This window comes from Bradyrhizobium sp. UFLA05-108 (assembly GCF_059803455.1).
Genome location: NZ_JBANAZ010000014.1, coordinates 24151 through 45218 on the forward strand (window position 1 = coordinate 24151; position 21068 = coordinate 45218).

General features: G+C 60.8%; 17 protein-coding genes. 10 read left to right on the plus strand and 7 right to left on the minus strand.

Annotated features, from left to right (window positions below; genetic code table 11):
• Nucleotides 1-98: 98 nt before the first annotated feature.
• Nucleotides 99-2066 carry a DUF6538 domain-containing protein gene (locus tag SO140_RS12910; RefSeq protein ID WP_498542619.1) on the plus strand — a complete coding sequence of 656 codons (1968 nt, stop codon included), beginning with the start codon at nucleotides 99-101 and terminating at the stop codon, nucleotides 2064-2066.
• A 168-nt stretch (nucleotides 2067-2234) separates the two neighbouring features.
• Here the strand turns inward: SO140_RS12910 and mauJ are convergent, their stop codons facing one another.
• Nucleotides 2235-3665, minus strand: a complete 1431-nt coding sequence (gene mauJ, locus SO140_RS12915) for a methylamine utilization protein MauJ (RefSeq protein WP_498542620.1) — start codon at nucleotides 3663-3665, stop codon at nucleotides 2235-2237.
• A 350-nt stretch (nucleotides 3666-4015) separates the two neighbouring features.
• Between mauJ and SO140_RS12920 the strand changes: the two genes are divergently transcribed.
• Genes SO140_RS12920 through SO140_RS12930 form a run of 3 tightly spaced genes read left to right on the plus strand, consistent with a single transcriptional unit; the run spans nucleotide 4016 to nucleotide 7902 of the window.
• Nucleotides 4016-5617, plus strand: coding sequence for an ATP-dependent nuclease (locus tag SO140_RS12920; protein ID WP_498542621.1), 1602 nt, complete (start codon nucleotides 4016-4018; stop codon nucleotides 5615-5617).
• Nucleotides 5601-6674, plus strand: coding sequence for a UvrD-helicase domain-containing protein (locus SO140_RS12925; protein ID WP_498542622.1), 1074 nt, complete (start codon nucleotides 5601-5603; stop codon nucleotides 6672-6674). The genes SO140_RS12920 and SO140_RS12925 overlap by 17 nt, the downstream gene beginning before the upstream one ends.
• A 40-nt stretch (nucleotides 6675-6714) precedes the next feature.
• Nucleotides 6715-7902, plus strand: a complete 1188-nt coding sequence (locus SO140_RS12930; RefSeq protein WP_498542623.1) for a hypothetical protein — start codon at nucleotides 6715-6717, stop codon at nucleotides 7900-7902.
• 97 nt (nucleotides 7903-7999) lie between these two features.
• Here the strand turns inward: SO140_RS12930 and SO140_RS12935 are convergent, their stop codons facing one another.
• The 6 genes from SO140_RS12935 to SO140_RS12960 form a co-directional block, all read right to left on the minus strand.
• Nucleotides 8000-9274 carry a DUF2130 domain-containing protein gene (locus SO140_RS12935; RefSeq protein ID WP_498542624.1) on the minus strand — a complete coding sequence of 425 codons (1275 nt, stop codon included), beginning with the start codon at nucleotides 9272-9274 and terminating at the stop codon, nucleotides 8000-8002.
• Nucleotides 9275-9414: 140 nt separating this feature from the next.
• Nucleotides 9415-10983, minus strand: a complete 1569-nt coding sequence (locus SO140_RS12940) for an AAA family ATPase (RefSeq protein WP_498542625.1) — start codon at nucleotides 10981-10983, stop codon at nucleotides 9415-9417.
• Complete coding sequence (locus tag SO140_RS12945) at nucleotides 10980-11555, minus strand: hypothetical protein (RefSeq protein ID WP_498542626.1); 576 nt, start codon at nucleotides 11553-11555, stop codon at nucleotides 10980-10982. Before SO140_RS12945 ends, SO140_RS12940 begins: the two co-directional genes overlap by 4 nt.
• 10 nt (nucleotides 11556-11565) lie before the next feature.
• A complete protein-coding gene (locus SO140_RS12950) occupies nucleotides 11566-12510 on the minus strand; it encodes a DUF4357 domain-containing protein (protein ID WP_498542627.1) in 945 nt (314 codons plus the stop codon).
• Nucleotides 12511-12756: 246 nt separating this feature from the next.
• Nucleotides 12757-12921: a hypothetical protein gene (locus SO140_RS12955; RefSeq protein ID WP_498542628.1), complete on the minus strand. Its 165-nt coding sequence runs from the start codon at nucleotides 12919-12921 to the stop codon at nucleotides 12757-12759.
• Nucleotides 12922-13162: 241 nt separating this feature from the next.
• A complete protein-coding gene (locus tag SO140_RS12960) occupies nucleotides 13163-14053 on the minus strand; it encodes a LysR family transcriptional regulator (protein WP_498542629.1) in 891 nt (296 codons plus the stop codon).
• 114 nt (nucleotides 14054-14167) lie between these two features.
• Between SO140_RS12960 and SO140_RS12965 the strand changes: the two genes are divergently transcribed.
• The 6 genes from SO140_RS12965 (at nucleotide 14168) to SO140_RS12990 (ending at nucleotide 21058) form a co-directional block, all read left to right on the plus strand.
• A complete protein-coding gene (locus SO140_RS12965) occupies nucleotides 14168-15496 on the plus strand; it encodes an FAD-dependent oxidoreductase (protein WP_498542630.1) in 1329 nt (442 codons plus the stop codon).
• A 101-nt stretch (nucleotides 15497-15597) separates the two neighbouring features.
• Entirely contained in the window at nucleotides 15598-15969 is a 372-nt protein-coding gene (locus tag SO140_RS12970; RefSeq protein WP_498542631.1) for a DUF1330 domain-containing protein, read from the plus strand.
• Nucleotides 15970-16081: 112 nt separating this feature from the next.
• A complete protein-coding gene (locus tag SO140_RS12975) occupies nucleotides 16082-17506 on the plus strand; it encodes an amidase family protein (protein WP_498542632.1) in 1425 nt (474 codons plus the stop codon).
• On the plus strand, nucleotides 17496-19154 hold the full coding sequence (locus tag SO140_RS12980) for an MFS transporter (RefSeq protein ID WP_498542633.1): 1659 nt from the start codon (nucleotides 17496-17498) through the stop codon (nucleotides 19152-19154). Before SO140_RS12975 ends, SO140_RS12980 begins: the two co-directional genes overlap by 11 nt.
• Before the next feature lie 16 nt (nucleotides 19155-19170).
• Nucleotides 19171-19803 carry a TetR/AcrR family transcriptional regulator gene (locus tag SO140_RS12985; RefSeq protein WP_498542634.1) on the plus strand — a complete coding sequence of 211 codons (633 nt, stop codon included), beginning with the start codon at nucleotides 19171-19173 and terminating at the stop codon, nucleotides 19801-19803.
• Between the two features lie 307 nt (nucleotides 19804-20110).
• Nucleotides 20111-21058, plus strand: coding sequence for an alpha/beta hydrolase (locus SO140_RS12990; protein ID WP_498542716.1), 948 nt, complete (start codon nucleotides 20111-20113; stop codon nucleotides 21056-21058).
• Nucleotides 21059-21068 lie beyond the last annotated feature (10 nt).

The following is a 21068-nucleotide window of genomic DNA, read 5'->3' on the forward strand; positions in this document are numbered from 1 at the left end:
GCGCCCGCTTTGCCTGAAATCACTCACAAAAACGGCCTGGCTGGGGAGCTGCTGCACAGCTCTGCGACACACTGCTGCTGCACAGGGTGTGTTTCGAAATGGCTGTCCACATCTTTCGCCGTGATGCCGTGTATTACTGGCGGCGCCGGCGGCCCCGCGCGCTTGCCAATATCCTGGATCGACCGCATGTTTTTCTGAGCCTCCGAACGACCAGCCCCGTGGTGGCGCGTCGGATGGGAGTACAGCTTGACCTGATCCTGGAAGATGCCGCGATGCTTGCCGAGAGCGCCGACCTGAACCTGTCACGGTCCCAGATTGAGACAATGCTCCGCGTTGTCGTCGATAAACATCTGACGAAGCTCGATCGGGTTTCGCACGCCGCCAAGAGCTCGGCCGGGTTTGACTTCGAGCGTGAACGGATGGCCGACAAGCGAGCCTTCTGGAGCTACGCGCTGCTCGATGCTCAGGGCGTGGCTGCCGTCGTCCGCCCTGAGGATCGCGTCCGCATGGCTGCTGACGGACTGTCCGAAACCGATATCGAGGCCGTGCAACATCATCTGATGACGCTCCGCTTCCAGGATATCGTCCCGACCAATCAGCATATTCTCAGGCGCATGGTCGATGCAGTCGGCGCAGGCCAGACGGCGATGAACATTGACGTCGCGCAGGGGACGTACTTCCGCGGAATCAAGCTTGCGCTGGCCGAGGTCGATCGTCGCTACGGAGGCAGCCGTGTCGAGGATGAGGGCTTTGTGGATCGCATGCTCCTCGCGAAGAGCGATCCACCGAAGCCGATCCTCGGGCCGGAGGCTGCCGGCCACGTCGACCAACGCGATCCACCGGCAACGGAGGATCGCTCCGCGCACTCCGTGCCCATGGCGCGTTTCTCAGAGTTTACAGAGCAACTCATCCTGCAGCATGCCAGGGATGCTCATTGGGACGACAAGACCCAGCGGCAGGCGAGAAGCATTTCAAACTTGTTCGTCAAGTTCATGCTCCAGGACCAGCACGTCGAGAGCATCGAGACCCTGCGCCAACATCACATGGGGAAGTTCGTCGACTTCCTTCGATCGGACATTTACCAGAGCTATGGCAAATCGCCGAAGGATGAAGGCCGGAGCATCGCCGAGTTGCGCGCTGTAGCTTTGGCACGCCATGTGAGCGAACGCGGGATCGCCGGCGATACGCTCAATCGTCACCTCACGTTCCTTGCTCAGATCTTCCGGCACGCGGTTGCGCGCGGGGTCGACGCACTCGGCCAGATCAAACTCGTTGACCTTCGATCCAAGGGTAAGAAGAAGCGCGCGCGCGACGAGAGGGCCAAGTTGCCGTTCGAGCAGGCTGCCTCCATTTTCCGGACGCCTCCGTTCAACAATTGCGCGGCTTGGGATAGGTTGGACGAACCGGGACCGGATGGCCTCCACCAGCTTTTTCACTGCGCGCTCTATTTCGTGCCGATCCTCATCTACTACACCGGCTGCCGCCGCGAAGAACTGTGCGGGCTGATGGTGGATGACGTCATCCTCGACAACGGCTCAATTCCGTACCTCCACATTGCCAAGAACGAGCGGAGGCGGGTCAAGAACCCGCAGTCGCAGCGGAATATCCCGTTGCATAGTGAGGTGCTCCGGCTGAATTTTGTCGCTTACGTCAAGACCATCACGGCGCTCGGCTACAAGCTGCTCTTCCCTGACCTTTACTCACCCTCCAGCCGATCCCCACTGGGCGACCGCTTCTACAAGGAGTTCAAACCCATTCTGGTGTCCGTCGGAGTGACCGAGAAGGGACTGGGCTCTCACGCGGTCCGCCACCTGTTCGGTGCCCAGCTCAAGAAGAAGCTGGTGACGGAAGAGGACCGCGCCGATCTGCTCGGCCATGGGGGCGACAGCGAAACCAGCGAACGCTATTGCGAGCCGCATGAAATCGCGACGCTGCTGAAGTTTGTGGAGAAGCTGCCGGTTGTGACGGACCACTTGCAGCCCCAGGAGGTGCAGTTGCTGCCGTGGGTATTGAACAAGGAAGTTGCGCCGTTTTCTCAGCCGTCACGGTCGAAGCGTGGGGGGTGACCGCTACCGCGATCGCCCAAAGTCTCTCAGGACTGACAAGGTATCTAACGAAAGCCTAACAGTGAATGTTGCAACGTTCGATGCTTCTCGGGCGCGTCATGACGCGCGTCTCGCCAAGCAGGATATCGATATCCTTGCGGATCTCGGACCGAACAGTGTCGTTCCCGTTCACTGGCCCGAATACATCACATCTGAAATCGCAAATTCCGCCTCGATGAGCCGCCGTGCCAGCAGATGCATGACACGGGCGGCTGTGTGCAAGCGAACGATCTCGTGGGCATCATCGGGATCGGACTTTGAGTGCTTGCCTGCATGCGCGACCGCAATACGGCAGGAATCGTGAATGTATTTGTGCGGCGGTTCGCTGCCGCACAATGCGAGGAAACGGGTGATGTCGTCGTTCTTGCTGGAGGTGGCGCGCAAGGCCTCGAAATTGGCGAGAAACCATTTACGCGCCGCTTCCTTGCCGTGATTCCGGATTTCGATGATCTTGTAATAGTTCAGCACGGCGTAGCTCACGAAACCGTTCTGCTGGGCGTTGCGGGCCTCCCGGAACAGCGCGAGCGCGCGTCGTGCTTCCTCGGAGCCCGGGATCTTCCGGTCGAAGATGTAATGGTGCGCCGTTGTGAAGGCGAGGTCGCGCTTGGTCACCGGAACCGGGACGGGATTTCCCGACCAGCCAAATCCCGCAATCGCGAAGTTGTCGTCGCACCAAGCCATCACGCTTAAGAAGCGATTGATGACAGTCATGGCGGTTCGCTCGTCAACCCGGTTGGCCACGAGGTCGATGTGTACCGATTGTACATGCTCCTTCGTCTTCGGCATGAGAACCAGCTGGTACTGGTCGAAGGTGATAAGCCGCTCCTCCTTAGGCCAAGTGACCTGGTTGTCGACCCCGATGTGAAGGAAGCGCGAATTATTGCGCACGCCGAGCTTTTGGTAGCGTTTCCGTTCGGCGTCTTCGGTATCGTATTCCGAGCCGTCGCCCTCGGGAGGGGCAGGGAAGCGCTCGGCCAGCTCGCATTCCCGCGCGAGGCTTCGAAAGAATTCTTGCGTGAACGACATCTCGCGCATCGCGGGTGCGTTCATCCGGCCGCGATCCGGATCGAAATCGACTTCGCTTCCCGCCGATTGCAGCGAGACTGCGCCTTCCGGCACAAAATAGGCCCGTCGCTTCTCTCCGTCCTTCTGATACACGACCTCGGCCCCACCATTGCTGTTCACGCCCGTCTCAGCCACGGTCAACGTCATGCGGATGAAGCTCTTTCGAGCTTGTTCATTAGCCAGAAGAGTTTCGATCACGTCGCGGAACGTCTCCGCCTCGAAAAACGACGCGCCCGGGCCTCCTACGGGGCGTAGCCCGTCCAGAATGATAGCCACGTGCCCCGCCCATCCGGAATCCAACGGGATAAGACCGAATACGGCAGCGGCAATATGCTGCGGAGACAACTTCTCCTCGCGCCGCTCCCGTCCGCGCGGCAGTCGGCCGTATCGACGCAAGGACTCAAATCGCTGATCCATTTCCTGCGGCGCGCTGTAGGATACGTCGCTGTTCTGAAGCAGCAGCCCAAGAATACGGGCGAGGTTCTTTGCATACATCGCAATTCGCTTCTGTGCGGTGTGGGCTCGTCGCTATCAAAGCACGGACGAACGCCCTCGCGAAACAGCACAAACTTTGTCCAATGCCTCGGTCCAGAGCAACAGACCTCGGCCGCGAAGAGCGAGCAAGCGACGATCCTTCACAAAACGCTTTGGTGCGCGGATAAGCCGATGAAGTCCCAACGATCTTTCTGTCGTCGATCTGGTCCGGGGTTTAGGGGGCTCTCACCGGATGACCACGACGTTATCCTTATGCGCCGTCGTCGTTCATACTCGCTCCCCGGTTGCAACTGGACTCTTCCTGCTACAATCTCGGCTAGCCCCCATTACGCGAGGAAGCGGCGATTCGCATGCACATTACGAAAGCGAAGATCAGAAATTATAGATCACTTGCACATTGCGATATTGAATTCCGTGACGGCCTGAACATTCTCGTAGGCGACAACGAAGCCGGAAAATCAACGCTCCTCGAAGCGATCAGCCTGGCGCTGACGGGCTCCTTGAACGGACGGCCTCTTGCCCAGGAGCTGCACCCGTTTCTTTTTTCCGTGCAGGCAACCCGCGAGTACCTTACGGCGCTGCGTGGCGGAAAGCCCGCAATTCTTCCTGCAATCACGATCGAGCTGTTCTTCAGCGATATTCCGGAACTCGCCGAGTTCAGGGGCGATAACCATTCGGAGAAGCCAGGGGATCTCCCGGGCATTGTCTATTCGATCGAATTCAACGACGCGTACAAGGACGCGTATGAGGAATACCTTGCCAAGCGCGACGACGTCCGCTCGATCCCGGTTGAGTATTATCAGGCGGTATGCCAGTCCTTCGCGCGCAAATCCGTCCTGCCGCGCCAAATTCCGCTATCTCCCGTCATCGTGGATGCTAGCCGCATCACCACGATCACGGGTGCGAACCGCTATGTGACAGGACTCATTCGGGAGGCACTGCCGGCGAAAGAGCAGGTTCAGTTGTCCGTCGCCTATCGGAAGCTCAGGGAGCTCTTTCTCGCAGACGACAGCATCAAGCAGATCAATGCAAAGTTTGCGGAGCGCCACGGGGAAATTTCCGAAAAGACGCTCTCGATGACGCTCGATCCAACGGCGCGAGGCGGCTGGGAAACCGCCGTCATGCCGAGCCTCGATGACGTTCCCATCACTCTCGTCGGCAAGGGCGAACAAAACGCCGTCAAGATCAAGCTGGCGCTTGAGAATAGCTCCGACGCGAACGTTTTTCTAATCGAAGAGCCCGAGAACCATCTTTCCTTTTCCCGCTTGCATGGTCTCATCAATGCGATAACGAAGAAGGCGGGTTCGCGCCAGCTCATCATCACGACGCATTCAAGCTTTGTCCTCAACAAGCTCGGCATCAACAACGTCATCCTGTTCAGGAACGGCGATTCCATGAGGCTCGATGCGCTGACCGCGGACACTTACGAATATTTCAAGAAGCTGCCCGGACACGACACGCTGCGGCTGCTGTTGAGCAGCAGAAGCATTCTCGTTGAAGGCCCGTCGGATGAGCTTGTTGTTCAGAAGGCCTTCATCGCAAAGCACGGCGTAAGCCCGCTTGAAAAGGGCGTCGACGTGATTTCGGTGAAGGGGCTGGCGTTCAAACGGTTTCTCGCAATCGCGAAGATTCTCGGCATCAAGACCGACGTGGTCACGGACAACGACGGTGATGTCGAGGCGTTGAAAGCCAAATACGCCGATTATCTCGCGGATGGTAACATACACGTCCGCTACGATACCGACGAAGAATTCCCAACACTTGAGCCCCAGATGCTTAAGGCCAATAGCCTTGAGCGCCTGAACAGCGTGCTCGGCACCGACTACGCCGATTCAAACGAGCTGATCGAGTACATGACGAAGCCCGCCAACAAAACCGACGTTGCCCTCAAGATTTTCGACACCGCCGAGGCGATAGCTTTCCCCGGTTATATCAATGCCGCCGTCGAATAAAATCGTTTTTGCGTCGGCAGGCGCGGGCAAGACGACGGAAATCGTGACGCAGGCGCTTTCGATGCGCCCGCGGCGGGTTGCGATCACCACGTTTACGCTCAAGAACGTGGAAGAGATCAGGCGCAAGCTGATTGAGCTAAACGGATGCGTGCCGCCGGAGATCACCATCTATCCGTGGTACACCTTCGTCCTTCACGAGATGGTGCGCCCTTATCAAGGTTGCGTTCATCAAGAGCGGGTCGCAGGCGTTCACTTCGCCAAGGGAGCCACCCGTACCTATGTCCAGAAGGCGGACGTCGCCCAGTACTATTGCGACCGAGAAAACCAGGCGTACTCTGATCGCCTGGGCGATTTCGCCTTGCTGTGCAATGAGGCGAGCGATGGGAAAGTCATTCGCAGGTTGAAAGACATGTTTGCCAACATCTTCGTTGATGAAGTGCAGGACCTTGCCGGATTTGACATCGACGTCCTAGAGCTGCTGCTCCGTTCTCCCATTGCCATGTCACTCGTCGGCGATATTCGCCAGTCGACCTACCGAACCAGCTACTCGACAAAGAACAAGAAGTTTTGCGGACGCGGCTTCGTTCTGAAAGCCGAAGCCTGGAAGAAGGCCGGTCTCTGTGAAGTCACTTACATGGCGCAAAGCCGCCGTTGCGTACAACCGATTTGTGATGTGGCCGACCTCATTTTTCCTGATCTCCCCAAAGCTCAATCGAAGAACGAGAGCCAGACCGTGCACGACGGCGTCTTCGTGGTGCGGACGATCCACGTCGAGGAATACCGGAGGCGGTATCAGCCGCAGGTGCTGCGGCTCGATCGGCGATTTGGCGCCGGTCTCCCGGCCGAGAACTTTGGCATGGTCAAAGGCCTCGGTTTCGAACGCGTACTGATCATTCCTTACGGAGGGATCACCAAATGGCTCCGCACAGGTAAGCCGGAGCACGTCGCTGGGTCGGCAGACGAGGTCTATGTCGGCATTACCCGTGCTTATCAGAGCGTTGCTTTTATCCACGATGGTGATGTGGCCGTACCGGGAATCGCGATCTTTGAGCCATAGGCTCAAGGATGATCGATGCGGGTCGTGTTAGAATGCCGCGATGATCGAATCCCCACCCGAACAGGACCAGCCTCGCTCACCCGGGATCATGGCGCGAAACATCGCCGATCCTATAAGGCTGTCCGGCCTCCAATTGAACGGTGTATCCGCGGAAAACAGCCGCGGAGGGAATACCATCCAGGTCTACACAAGGCTGAGCCTCACTTCGGATGATCAGTTCTTTCACCGCGTGGCGGAGGGCCTGAGCAATCACATCGAATACGTCGCGCGGCAGTCCGGAAGCGCCGTAAACCTTAAGCGCGCCGATGTTGCCCTCCTGGTCGTACATCCGGACGACACGGGCGACTTGTGGCTCGATACGGCAGCAGTCGCACTTCAAATCAGGGCCAAGCGAGACATGGTCGCCGGGGCGGTGGTGTTCGAGCACGACATTGCTGACGTTACCGGCATGGGCTTTCCTCTTGTCCCGATCGGCAAGGAAGATCGTGTCGTTTGCATTTTTCGCGAAGGCTGGCGCTTTGGACTCTTCTTCGATTTCAATCCGCATGCCGACTTTTCCGTGGAGGAAATGCAGCGCGACCTTGGTACGCTGCATCGCAGGTTGAAGTACCGGGACCTTTATGACGCGATCGCCGACCAGGCCGTGTTTTCACGGCTCATCGCCGCAGGCTGGTTTCCATTCGTAGAAATTCTCGGTCCAGAATTTGGTGGGCTCCTAAAGTTCAACGAAGCGGGATTTGAGCTCGATGAGGAGGAAGCGAAGATCCTAGCGAAGTTCGACTCTGAGCGGATCGAGCGAATGTTCAGCCGATGGATGGCGAAGGCGCATTTTGCCGGCAAGGAACGGCTCTTGCGCTCGGCGCTGAAATCCTTCGCGGAAGGCGACGCCGTGCCCGTGCTCAAAATCGCTTTGACCGAGATCGAAGGAATTTTGGGTGATGCCCATCGCAAGGTTCATGGGAAGGCCGCTCGGATCAAGAAGCTGCTGGAATTTGCGGTCGCGTCGGCCGAGGCAAAGGCGGGGCACCCGGATACGCTCTTGTTCCCGGCCGCCTTCGCTCATTATTTGAGATCGCATACCTTCGCTGACTTCGATCCCGCGGCACGGACGGGCAATGCCAGTTCGCGCCATGCCGTCGGCCACGGCGCGGCAGCGCCTGAAACTTATACGATGGTGCGGGCGCTTCAGGCCCTGCTTACCCTCGATCAACTGGCCTTTTACACGTGAAGCGCGGCGTCATGCTGTGATTTCGAGCCACCTAGCCCTGATGAGCTTTGGTCGCAGGTATTATCAGTGCTCGGATTAAGCTGCTTGAAGCTCAAGTCTACTCTGCCGCCTCGCCCTTAGCCTCAATCATCAGCAAGTCAAGGCTCTCGATCTCCTGCATTGCCCGACCAGCAATGCCCTGCAGGTCACCATAGAGGCCGGCGGTGGAATCAAGCACGCCGCGGAGTTGTTCCTCGCGCTTGGCCCAGAGCCGCATCATCGTCTTGCGCTCGCGATCGAGGTCTTCCTGCATGTCCGTGAACCTCTCCACGATCGCGTCGATGCGGTGGCGGAAGCGGGGACCGGTCAGATAGCCGTACATCATCTCCATCTTGGTCTGCTGGCCTTCCTGAGCCTGACGGCTGCCAGCGAGATCGATCAGCCCGTGCCGGAGTACGATCGCCAGCGGAACGGCGAACCGGGGCTCCGCGACCCAGACATTGTCGACCAGCCCAAAGGTTTCGATGTCCTTCGGCAACGCGCTGGAGACAATGAGGGCGACCTCAGCTTTGGCAGCGCGCTGGTCGCTCCTGAGCTTGGTCAGCCAGTCGTCGCTCCAACGCTTGGTCCTTTTGGACTCCCATAGGATCGTGCCGCAGGCCTGCCCACCAGGACCGAATATGCGATGCAGGACGTCGCCACCAAAATCGCCCTTTGGCACAGGCTCAATCTGATCCCGCGGAAAATGATTGCGGAGCAGCGATTCCAATTCGAGTTCCAGGGCCTCCCCCTGCAACTGCTGGGAGCCTTGCTCGGCCCTGCGCCGGAGCTCCTCGATCTGTCGGTTCATGCCCGCGATCTGGGCTTCCTTTTCCGCAACCTTCGCCTTGAAGCCGTCCTCGGCATCAAGCTTCGCCTTGTCGCGCACAGCGGCAAGTGCCTGCTGAACCTTCGTCTCGATCGTGAGTTCGACTTCCCGCCGGGCATCCTCGAGCTCGCGCTCCTTGCGGAGCATGTCCGCCTGGATCTTCTGGGCCGCGGCCAGCTTCTCGTTGTTCGTCGAAAGGAGCTGCTGCAGGTCAGCCAGCTGTTGGTCGCGTGCGCTGAGCTCGTCAACGATTGCGAGACGCGCTCTCTTCGCCTCCGCTTCTGCGATGTTGGACCGCTCCGCCTTCAGCTTGGCCGCTACTTGCTCGTCAACGGTCTCGCGAGCTTTCGCGATTTCTTCGCTGGCCTGCTTGAGCTGCGCTTCCCGCCGGCCAAAATCCGCTTCCTTGGCGGCAAGCTGTTGATCAAACTTACGGCGCGTCTCGGCGATCAGGGGCGCCGCGAGCGACTCCGTGAGCTTGATCTCGGTGCGGCAATTCGGGCAGGTGATCTGGGGATCGGTCACGGTCGCGGTCCTCTGATGACTGCCCGTGATTGTACCGGGCGGGGCTGCGTCGTTTAAGCCCTGCGCTCGGGTTATCCCGCGCAATTGCGGAGGCCGCGGCAATGGCGGCCTCGTCTTTCCGTCGCCTTGTTCCATCATGATCAGTTCCTAGTAGCGCGGATATCGCGTTCCCGCAGAACCGCTTCCACGACACGACGCAGGCGCCGGACCGATCCGCCAGGCCAGTGTTTCGCGATCGCCTCGCGCTCCACGCCGTCGAGCGGCGTGACCCAGCTCTGGTCGAGACCGCGTTCCTTCGCGAGGTCGGAGATCACAGCCGGAAGCAACGCGTCCAGATCTTTCGCCGCCGGCTTGGGGAAGCTCACAACGCGAAAGCGATCGCGGATCGGTACCGGCAGAGGATCGAGACTGTTGGCAGTGGCGGCGTAGGAGACCTGCGACAGATCGAGATTGGTCTGTAGCGCCGGATCCGGGTAGCGGCAATTCGTTTCGGCCTCGAGAAAGCCGAGGAGGCAATCCCACAGACGACCATAGTCGGATCGAGTTGCCGCCTTTTCGATCTCGTCGATCAGCACAAGGGGATTTGCGATGCGCCCCTGCGCAATTGCGAGGAATGCGTGGCATGGTTCCGCCGAGTACCAGCGGCGGTCCGTGCCTCCAAACGCGGCGCCGTCCGAGCGGCTGGCGTCGGTGCGCCACACGCTGACGCCCAACAACTCGCCGATGCGCCGCACAAACCTGCTCTTGCCCCCGCCAGGTTCGCCGACAACCAGGAGCGGACGCAAGTGGACTGTCGTACGCCCGACGAGATCCGTCAGCGCAAAATCGATCGCCTCGGTCGCGTATGGGAACTCCAGCAGAAGAGTGTTGCGCACATGGTGCAGCGGAGGCGCTTCCACCAGCGGCAAAGGGACGTTAACGACGGACTTCAACGGTCCCAGAATGTCCTTGAGCTTGGGGTTCTTCATCTCCTCCGGCGTGAGTCGCGCCACTACGACGCTATGGTCCGGTGAAGAAGTCCCTGACGGCTTCTGCTCCTGATTGGTGGCGGTGGTCTCGGCTTCCTGTTGCTTCCGGCGCTCCTCCTCGGCTTCCTTCAGCTTGCGGCGCACGGCCGACTTGGCAGCGACGATCCGGTGCTCGACCATCATGGACCCGAGCGTGCTCGCGTTTTCGGCGGCGCCGACGTGCTTTGAGAGCATATCGGTGCAGGCGGGCAAAGCTGCCCAGCCATAGGTCATCTCTTCGAGATCGCAGCGCAGATCTTCGCCGGCATGGCGATAGGCTTTTCGGACAGCTTCGACCAACGCCTTCCCAACCCTGCGATAGTCGTCAAACGTCTCGGCGCTGCGCGGCAAGGGAAGCGCCAACAGGCGGACGCAGTCCGAGAGGCTGCGCAGGACAGGTTGATCGAGACTGACTGCCCGTCGGTCGAGTTCGGCCGCCAGTGCGAGCCCGGTGTCCGCGGTCATCGCTATCGTCCAAAGCAACGTCTGCGGAAGCCCCGGACAAAGCTCGTCGATCTCGGCAGCCAGACGCTGCTCGATATGCAAGGAGCCATCCTTGACCAGCATTGCGTAGCGGAGCAGGCGGGGCAGCGTCGTCAGGCGCTCATCCAGATCGGACGAATCCGCGGCTGCCCCGGTCGAGATCGCGTCTTCCGCCGCCGGCAGATCGATGGCCTCGCCATCTTCATTGGAGGCGCTCATGATCTGCTCTCCGTCAAGTGGTTGCTTGCATCCAGCATCGAGATCCGGTCGACTTCCGGGCGTTGGAGAGGCCGGCAAACCACTTTAAAGCCATCGCTGGCAACCCGCGTATGCCATGAGGCCGACAACGCATTTGCGAGTGGACGATCGAGACCGGCGCGGAGCAGAAGGTTCGCAAGGACACCAGTTGCCGCGGCGTCGCCTCGTAGGGCGCACCGCAGCAGTGCTGTCATGGCGATGTCGACAGTCAGTGTCAGCTGATCAATGGGCAGCACCGAGAGTGCCACCCCGACGGCGGCGGCGGCATCGCCGCTCAGAGCCGCGGCGAACTCGTCGTGGCGATCTATCACACGGACGGTCTCGAGGGTGCCGATCACCAGCAGATGCTCGGCGTCGCGGAGCAGACTGGAGGGCAGCGTCCGCCACCACGCCAGCGGCGGGAAGTCCTGAGCGGTAAAAGGCCACCCGGAAATGGTCGGCCTGGAGATCTTCCAGACCGGATCATCGCTGGTCTGAACAGCGAGCCGCTGATGCCGGCGCTCGCGCGCCGGCAATTTCGTGTCCTTCGACATGATTGATCCCTCAGCCCGCGATCAAGATCGGTTGAGGGTAGCGGGGATTGACCCACTTACCGCCGCTGACGTGCGCGCCAGTCACAACCTTCGCCGCGATCGCGGCCGAGGGGAACATGACGGCCACGCGGAGACGCAGCCGGTCCTGGATGCCGGGGATCGCGGCCAGCGCGTCGGCCGCGGTGAGTTCGGCACGACGGGTGTGCAGGATCGGGTTGACGCTGGCGTTCACAACGTTGCGCACCTCGGATCCAGCCGCGACGACGAAGCCATCGCGCACCGGGTACCCTCTTGCCCAGACATCACAGTAGTCGAGCTCGAGCTCATTACCCAACCGGGGCAAGTCCGTCACGTCGATCTGCATCGGCCCGGTGTCATCAGGCCCGATCGCCACGTCGGCATCGGTCGTTTCCAGCCTGCGACGCTGGCTCGCGAAGTTGCTACGGAGTACGCGGCAGCCGGCGTCGAACAGCAGACGCTCGCCGTGCTCGACGAACTGGTCGAGCGAGGCACGCTTGTGGCTGGGGAGCTCCAGCACTTGCGGGTTCGCGCCCTTCATGATGTCGACCAAGCCGGCCTGCTCCGCGATGTGCGTCAGGCGGTGCTGCAAGTAGATGGCCGCCGTCTTGTCGAACCAGGCGCGTTGATAGCCCGAGATGACGTAAACTTCGCGGGTGAACGCCTTCGAGGGGTCGCCAAAATGCTCGGAGAGCCTGCGACCCGCGTTGCCGGTCTCACCGATATAGGCCATCGCATGATCGGCAAGGATGTAGCAGGCCGGCACGGCGGCATGCGCGAATGAGATGTCTTTCACCATCGCAAACGGGAAGGCCGACACGGTGAGGCGGCCGACGTCATCGTGGACCTCGCGGAGGCCGGCGATGCCGCCCATCGGACGGTGGACGTTGCTGGTGCAGGCGGGCTGCACGGAGTAATTGTTGAAGAATAAGGACATTGTGTATCTCTCTCTGGTTTGAGAGATCACGAGGCCAACGTCGCAAGACTGGACCAGATCAGGGAGGCGCCACACCTTCGCAGCGGATCATCGCAGTGAAGGCGTGCTGCTCCATCGGGCTTTCGATCTGCGCCCTCACGTCGAGGCAAATGCACTGCATCTGCAGCGTGATCGGGAGCTGATGCCGAAGGCGGTCGGTCCGTGTGGCGCCTTTGCGTCATACGACGTCGGACTTCGCGATCTGGTCTAGCCGATGAACAAGTGGGTGATGGGGCAGGTCGTGCCGGTCGCCATTGCCACCGGATTGGCGGTGGGCATGCCCCCGGTGCGAGTCAAACTGGACCGAACCCGAAGTACCAGAGAGAGAGACGCCAGCGGCGCCGAATCAACGATATAGTCAAACTTAGCCATGATCGATTCCTTACAATCGGTTGTGGTTAGGCTGTCGTTCGGTGTTAGCGCACCGGGCGGCAGCCGCTTATCCGCTTCGCGCTTGCTGCGAAGCCCTCTAGATATGCTTATTTTCCTTCGGATATGCCAGTCTTGCCGCGCGCCTATGGTTAATGCGGTTCGCCAATGGTGTTTCAACAGGCTTGCGTCCGCTCGCCGGCGGCTAAGTCGCTAAGCAGCCGACGAACAACCATCAAAGCGATCAAAGTTGTTGTTCAGCCTGAAAATTTTGTTTGATGTGCTTGAACAAGGCTGCGGTCGGCAATCGGTCCAATCGATCGAGCGGTATCAGCGCTTTGATCCAGAGATCGGGAATTGGGAAATTCCCCAGCACTTTGACGATCTCGCCACGTTCGACAGCCGAAGCGGCGACATAGTCGCTGAGGAGGGCGATCCCCATGCCGTTCCGGGCTGCTTGAAGCAGGATGGTCATGTCGTTGCTGCACAGGCGGGGCTTGACGTCTATGCTGACAGGGCCGGCCCTGTCACGAAACGGCCATGTGAAGCCGGCAGGCCGATAGGCAAGGCATTCGTGCTCCGTAAGTTGGCGAGGATGACACGGCTCGCTCTTACCAGCCAAATACCGTTCACTCGCATATAGGCCTCGCCGTATAGGGCAGAGGAACTCGTCGGCCACTCCATTGAAGCTGTCGGGGAAAGCCGTAATTGCGATATCGATGCCTTCCGCCGCCGGATTCATTGCGCCATCGATTGCGAGGAGCTCGACGCTCACATCGGGATGCGCTTTCGCGAAATCGTAGATCACTTCGTTCAGCCGGAGGTGACCAAGCGTGGTTGGCACCTTGACCACGAGAGGCCCGGACAGTCGCTCCACGCCTTTCCTCGCTTCCGTGATGGCCTCATCATGGGCCGCCAGCACGTTTGTAAACCGGGGCAGATGATACTCACCCGCCGCGCTAAGGATAACCCTGCGAGTGGTCCGGCGCAGAAGGGATACGCCTAGCATGCGTTCAAGCTGCATGACCCGTTTCGTCACGACCGAGGGTACCAAGTCGAGCAGGTGAGCCGCTTCCGTGAAGCTCCCGGTTGTCGCGACGGTAACGAAAGCTCGCATCGTTGCAATCGTATCCATCTTTCACGCTCCGCGAATTGTGAGTTTCTCGAGCCGGGCTTTATCCGGTCCCGGACCTTCCGCTAGTTTCGCCGTGAATGGCGCGGCAAACGTGCCGCGTATTGATGAGTGGACGTGTCGTTCGAAATGATTGAGCCTCGCAGAATCGAACTTATTGCGGAGCCGTTGGGAGCGGTTGCCATCAGCGCCGACGTTTGCGTCGTTGGCGCCGGGTCCGCGGGTATCGCGGCCGCGATCGAAGCCAGTCGGCTGGGTCTGCAAGTCTGCCTGCTCGATGCCCTTTCTGAGATCGGCGGCCAGTCCGTGAACGGGCTGATCGGAACCTTCTGCGGCTTCTATTCGACCGGATCCGCGCCCTATCAACTTACATACGGCTTCGCGGATGATGTACTGCGCGAATTGCGACGACGCGGTGCCTTGGCGTTCCGATCCGGGCGGAACAGCCTCGTTGCTCTCTACGACGAGACCGAATTGGCGGGTGTCTACGCCCAATCTCTGCGCCACGCCGGGATTGACGTGATCCTTGGCGCCGTCATTCAATCGGTCTCTCGCGTTAGCAATCGAATAGAGCGGTTGTTGGCCCACACGCGCTATGGCGCTGTTGAGGTCGCGGCCGAGACGTTTATCGATGCCAGCGGCGATGCCGTCGTGGCTGCTCTTGCGGGTGCGCGGCTGCAGGCGGCGGACGTTCCGGTCTACGGCACCAGCATGTTTGCCATCGAGGATGTCGGGCAACCAGTTCCGCCACGCGCGGAAATCATCGCTCGACTCCACGATCGCGCAGAGGCTTACGGCCTTCGTCGCAGAGATGGTTTCGTCTTTGCTTTTCCTGGCCGCGATGTTTGCCTCGTCAATCTCAACCACTATCAAACCCCGCTCGACGCGGTGGCGATGACGGCCCGGGCGCTTGACGCTCGCAATGACATCGATCGTGCGCTTTGCTTCCTCGCCGAAGAGTTTCCCGCAGCCTTTGGCAAGTCCCGGATCCGGAGCGTTGGCCAGCCTGGCGTCCGCCAGACGCGCTGCATCGTCAGCCGAGGCACGCTTCGTACCGCCCATGTTCGTGAAAGCAGGAGGCCCGAGGACGCGATCGCGCGCAGTGCCTGGCCGATCGAATTCCACGGGAGCGAGGAGGGCGTCTATTGGGAGGAATTTCCGGCCGGCCATCTCACCTGGATCCCATTGTCGTGCATGATTCCTGCGGACGTGTGCAATCTCATCGCCGCCGGCCGCTGCGTCGACGCAGAGCCGTTTGCGTTGGCGGCCATCCGCGTCATCGGTCCGTGCATGGCAATGGGGGCGGCGGCGGCGGCGGCGGCCCGTGTCGGACGCGGGGATCTCCACACGGTCGATCCGGCTGCGGTGCAGGTCATCGTGGCTGACAACCTATCACGCGCAGATCCGGCGCCAATCATTGCAAGCGTAGGCGGCGAGTCGTCCTAGAGGGTGACAGCCGCGGAACCATAGATGAAGTCGACAAATGGTCACTAGTCGCGTTATTTTAGGAACGATCGTTCCTAAAAGCAAGCTGAAAGGAGCAAGAGATGCCTGCCTACTTCGTAATTGAGCTCGACGTGGAAAACGGACCGAGCCTGGACGAATACGAGCGTGAGGTGACGCAGCACGTCGTCGCCGCAGGCGGCCGCTTCCTGGTGCGCGGAAACGACTATCGGCCGATCGAGGGCAATTGGCATCCCAAGCGGCTTGTCATAGTCGAGTTTCCGGATGTGGAGGCGATCGAGCGCTATTACCACTCGGAGCCGAACCAGACGCTCAAGCGCAAACGGCTTGCTGGCACCGCTGGCAAGCCAGCGCGCGCGATTGCGATTGCTGGGCTGGAAGCGACTGGCGACGGATCCGGTGGTGCGCCTCACTATGTCGGCACCGACGCAAGTGGGGCTGCGGTTTGGCGCTGAGATGTCGGGATCGGAGGCGATGCCGAGGACTTCAGTCCTTCCGTCCGAGCGAGAGGCTCAGCTGTCAGAGCTGCCGCTCTCGGAGGCCGCGCGGCTAATCCGCGAGGGGGACGTGACGAGCCTGGCTTATGCCGAAGCCTTGCTCGAGGCTTGCAACAGAGGTGCGCAGCTCAACGTGTTCGTCTCGATCGATGCGGAGACGGTGTACGAGCAGGCCCGGGCCGCCGATCGCCACCGTGCCTGCGGACGGCGGCTCGGCCCGCTGCATGGGGTGCCGATCGCAATCAAGGACAACATCAACACCGCCGCATTGCCGACCAGCGGAGGTACTGCGACGCTGCGGCACCATCGGCCGGCCGGTAACGCGTTGGTCGTCGATCGATTGTGCCGCGCCGGCGCCATTGTGCTCGGCAAGACCGGGCTGCACGAATTGTCGATGGGATGGACGGGCGACAATCCCAATTTCGGTCGGGTGCGTAATCCACATGCTTCGGATCGTATCGCTGGTGGCAGCAGCAGCGGCAGCGCGGCCGCGGTCGCTGCCCGGATGGCGCCTGCGGCGCTCGGCACCGACACGAACGGCTCGATCCGTATTCCGGCCGCGCTCTGCGGGGTCGTCGGTTATCGCTCTTCGCTTGGTCGTTATCCCCTGGACGGCGTGATGCCGCTTGCGCGTACGTTGGATACCGTAGGACTCATCGCGCGCACCGTCGCGGATATCAGGCTGCTCGATGATGTGTTGCATGCCTCTGCGAGCGCGCGGTCGCTTGCGCCAAGCTCATCGCGCGGGCTGCGCATCGGCATCGTGCCTTCCTACTATCTCGGCAACCTCGACCGCGAGGTCGAGCAAATATTCACTGACGCGGTCCGTCGCCTCTCGGCAGCCGGCGTAGAGATCGTGCGTACCGACATTCCCGAGTTGCGTGAACTCGTCCCAGGCACGGCGGCCTCCATCATCGCCCACGAGGCCCCCGAGATGCTGAAGCTCTATCTCGCGGAACACGCTCCTGCAGTCACGATGGCGGCGCTGGCTGCGCGGCTTGGCGAAGACCTGCATCTCGGGTCGGGTGATCTTTCAACTTTGCCTGCGGACTATTCGGATGCCCTGGCACGGCGGCAGCAACTCGTGACCATCTATGGCCGCCATTTCGCCGCTCATCGTCTGGACGCGCTGATGCATCCGGTTCTGCTGATGCCTGCGCCGTTGCAAGGGGCAAAGCGCGTCTCACCTGCGCCCGACGCAGAGATCAATGGCCAGATCGTGCCGGCCAACGTCGCCTATGCCCGCAATGTCGCTCCGCTGAGCCTTGTGGGCGGTGCAGCCCTTGTATTGCCTGCAGGCCTCAACGAAGCGCGCCTGCCGATTGGCCTATGTCTCGAAGCGCCGTCCGGTCATGACGACGCGCTGCTTCAGGCCGGTCTGGAATTGAGCTCCGTCCTGGGGCCGTCGCCTTGTCCTCAGCCGAGCAATTGCGCCGTGCTCACAACACCCATTGCCGGTCCACCGTATGTGAAAGGGATTGATGATGACCATTGATGTGGCAGCGCCGCATGTGCAGACGGCAACCATGACCAGAGAGGAAAGGCGGGTCATTCTCGCCTCCAGCGTCGGCACGATCTTCGAGTGGTACGATTTCTTTCTCTACGGCGCGCTGGCGACCACGATTGGCGCAAAATTCTTCAGTCCATTCGATGAGGCAACCCGCAATATCTTTGCGCTGTTGACCTTCGCCCTCGGCTTCCTGGTCCGCCCGTTCGGCGCCTTGGTGTTCGGCCGGTTCGGCGATCTGATCGGCCGCAAATACATCTTCCTGACGACGATTGCGATCATGGGCAGCTCGACTCTGATCGTCGGCCTATTGCCGACCTCCGACCAGATCGGAATCGCCGCGCCCATCATTCTGATCAGCCTGCGAATCTTGCAAGGGCTCGCGATCAGCGGCGAATTTGGCGGTGCCGCCATCTACGTTGCCGAGCACGCGCCGCCCGGTCGCCGCGGCTTCTACACTGGCTGGATTCCGGCCTCTATCGCTTTCAGCCTGCTGTTGTCCCTGGCCGTCATCCTGCTGACGCAGAGCGTGCTCGACGACACGCAGTTCAAGGCCTGGGGATGGCGGATTCCATTCCTCGCGTCGCTGCTTCTCCTTGGGCTTTCGCTCTGGATTCGCCTCCGACTCAACGAGAGTCCGGCCTTTCTGAAGATGAAGGCCGAGGGCCGCCAATCGCGTGCGCCGGTGCGCGAGGCGTTGGGCCGCTGGAAGAATGTCCGCCTGGCGCTGATTGCCTTGTTCGGCATGACGACCGCGACTGCCGTGCTCGGCTATACCGGCACGTTCTACACATTGGTCTTCCTGACCTCGACATTGAAAGTGGACGCCTATTCGGCGAACCTGCTGTTCGCGACCGCCATGATCCTGGGCTCGGCAGGCTGTGTGTTCTTCGCGTGGCTGTCCGACCACATTGGTCGTAAGCCGATCATCCTGACGGGATGTGCGATTGCCGCGCTCGGCTATTTCACGATCTTCGACGCCCTTGCTCAGCGCGCCAATCCGACGCTCTACCATGCCCAGGCTAACGTGGTTGTCGAGGTTCACGCCGATCCGGCCACCTGCGCATTCCAGTTCAATCCGGCCGGCACCGCGAAGTTCACCAGCTCCTGCGATATCGCCAAGGCGACGCTATCTCGCGCGTCAGTGAGCTATCGCAATGTGCAGGAACCGGCCGGAACGCCGGCCTTCGTCAACATCAATGGTGCGAGCGTCGCGGCGGGTCCCGATTTCGCAGCCCGGATCGCCGAGCGTGTCAGGCAGGCCGGCTATCCCGCAGCCGGCGACGGTGACTTGCTGCGGCTATCAGGCATTGCAGACCTGCTCGCACCGCGCTCGCTGCAGGTTGTGGGGCTACTGCTCGCGCTCGTCCTCCTGGCACAAATGGCCCAGGGGCCGGCGGCAGCCGGGATCGTCGAATTGTTTCCGACGAATATCCGCTACACCGGCATCTCGCTGCCTTACCAGATCGGAACTGGTTGGATCGGTGGTCTGCTGCCGGCGACGATGTTCGCAATGAATGCGGAATCGGGCAGCATGTATTTCGGTCTCTGGTACCCCATCGCGTTTGCAGCTTCCACTTTTCTCGTGGGGCTTTTCTTCCTGCCGGAGACCAGCCATATCGACATTGCGGACTAGGATCTGGAGCAAGACCGTGACGACAGGGCGCCCCCGGCAATTCGATGAAGCGACAGTGCTCGCCGTCGTCACCAGAACGTTTTGGGACAACGGCTATCATGCGACGTCGATTGCCGACATCGTCGAGGCAACCGGCGTTCATCGCAACAGCCTGTACGCGACCTATGGTGACAAGCATCAATTGTTCACGGCGGCGCTGAAGGCCTACATCGATGAAGCCGGTCAACGCTTCCGGGATAAGTTGCAAAACGCGGATAGCCCGTACGCGGGACTGCGTGATGCGCTTCTGCACTATTCCTACGTTTCGGCAACAGCATCCGGCCCGCGTGGCTGTCTCGTCACCAACACCACGATCGAGCTGAGGCGGGAAGACAAGAACCTGACAGCGCAAATTCGCGCCGGCATGAAGCAGATTACCGATCTGCTGCGGGCTGCCGTCGAGCACGGGCAGGCGAGCGGCGAGATCTCGCCGGAGATCGATCCGGCGGATGCCGCGCTGTTCCTCTACAGTTTCGGGCAGGGATTGCGGGTCACTGGACGACTTGCGAAGTTGGCCGATCTGGAGCGCACCGTCGACCTTGCACTCCGGGCGCTGTATCTCCAGGGATCACCGCGAAGCGATCAGCGGATCAGGTCCGGCTCCGCCTGACTTTCAAGTTATCCGGCGTCTCGGCGCCCGTTTCCATCGCGATCACCCATCGCCAGCCGGCCGCAGCGTTCCCAACGCGCGGTCGACGTTTCGCTCCATGCATGCGGTCGGGCCAATTCTTCACGTTTCACGAAGACTGAATTAGCCGCCGCCGTCTTTTTCCGCGCGCGGCGCGAACTACCGTGACGTCCGACGGGAGCTGCATCTTCACCGATGAAAGCGACCGCATCCTGGAGCCGGAGTCTCCAACGCTACAGAACAGGAGGGCGTGTTGCTTGATCGTCGAAATCTGCTCGCTGCGGGCGCGATGGCGCCGTCGCTCGTCTTGTCGCCCGCGGCGGGAGCCGCAGAGGTGAATGTACCGGCCACGAAGGGCAAGACCTTTGTTCTCGTCCACGGTTCCTGGCACTCGTCCGGCCATTGGGAGCGTCTCGCGCCACTGCTCAGCGCGGCAGGGCACGCGGTCATCGCGCCGGACCTGCCGGGCCATGGATTGAGCGCGCGATTCCCAAGCAGCTATTTTCAGCGGCCGATCGATCTCTCGAAGTTCTCGACTGAAGTGTCTCCCCTCGCCGGAGTCACGCTCGACCAATATGTCGCGGCCGTTAACGACAGCATCAATTACGCCAGCAAAGCGGGGTGGGGACCCATCATTCTTGTCGGGCACAGCATGGGTGGGGTAACGACGACCGCGGTCGTCGAGCAGCACGCAAAGCAGATCCAGCATGTCGTCTATCTGGCGGCATTCATGCCAAGCGACGGCACTTCGGCCTTGAGCTATCTCAGCGCACCGGAAAATGCCGCGTCCGCCTTTGGTCCGTTGTTGCTGGGCGATCCATCCAAGACCGGATGCGTGAGGATGGACATGCGTAGCGCCGATCCCCAATACATCGCGGCTCTCAAGCTTGCTCTCTACAATGACGTTGATCTGCCCGATTTCCAGTCAGCGGCCAATCTGCTCACGCCCGATGATCCGGTCCAGCCTTTCGCGGCGCTGACGCACCGAACGCTTGCCAATTGGGGAAGCGTGCCGCGCAGCTACATCCGGACATCAAAAGACAACGCCTTGCCCGTGGCGTTGCAAAACAGGTTCATTCGCGAGGCGGACGCGTTCGCGTTCAAGAACCCGACCAAAGTTTATGATATCGACAGCGGACACTCGCCGTTCATGTCCCAGCCAAGAGCTTTGGCCGACATCCTGCTCGCGGTCGCAAGCGCAAGGGGTGACGAAGCGCTTCCTCCGTGGGCGCGTTGACCATGCCACG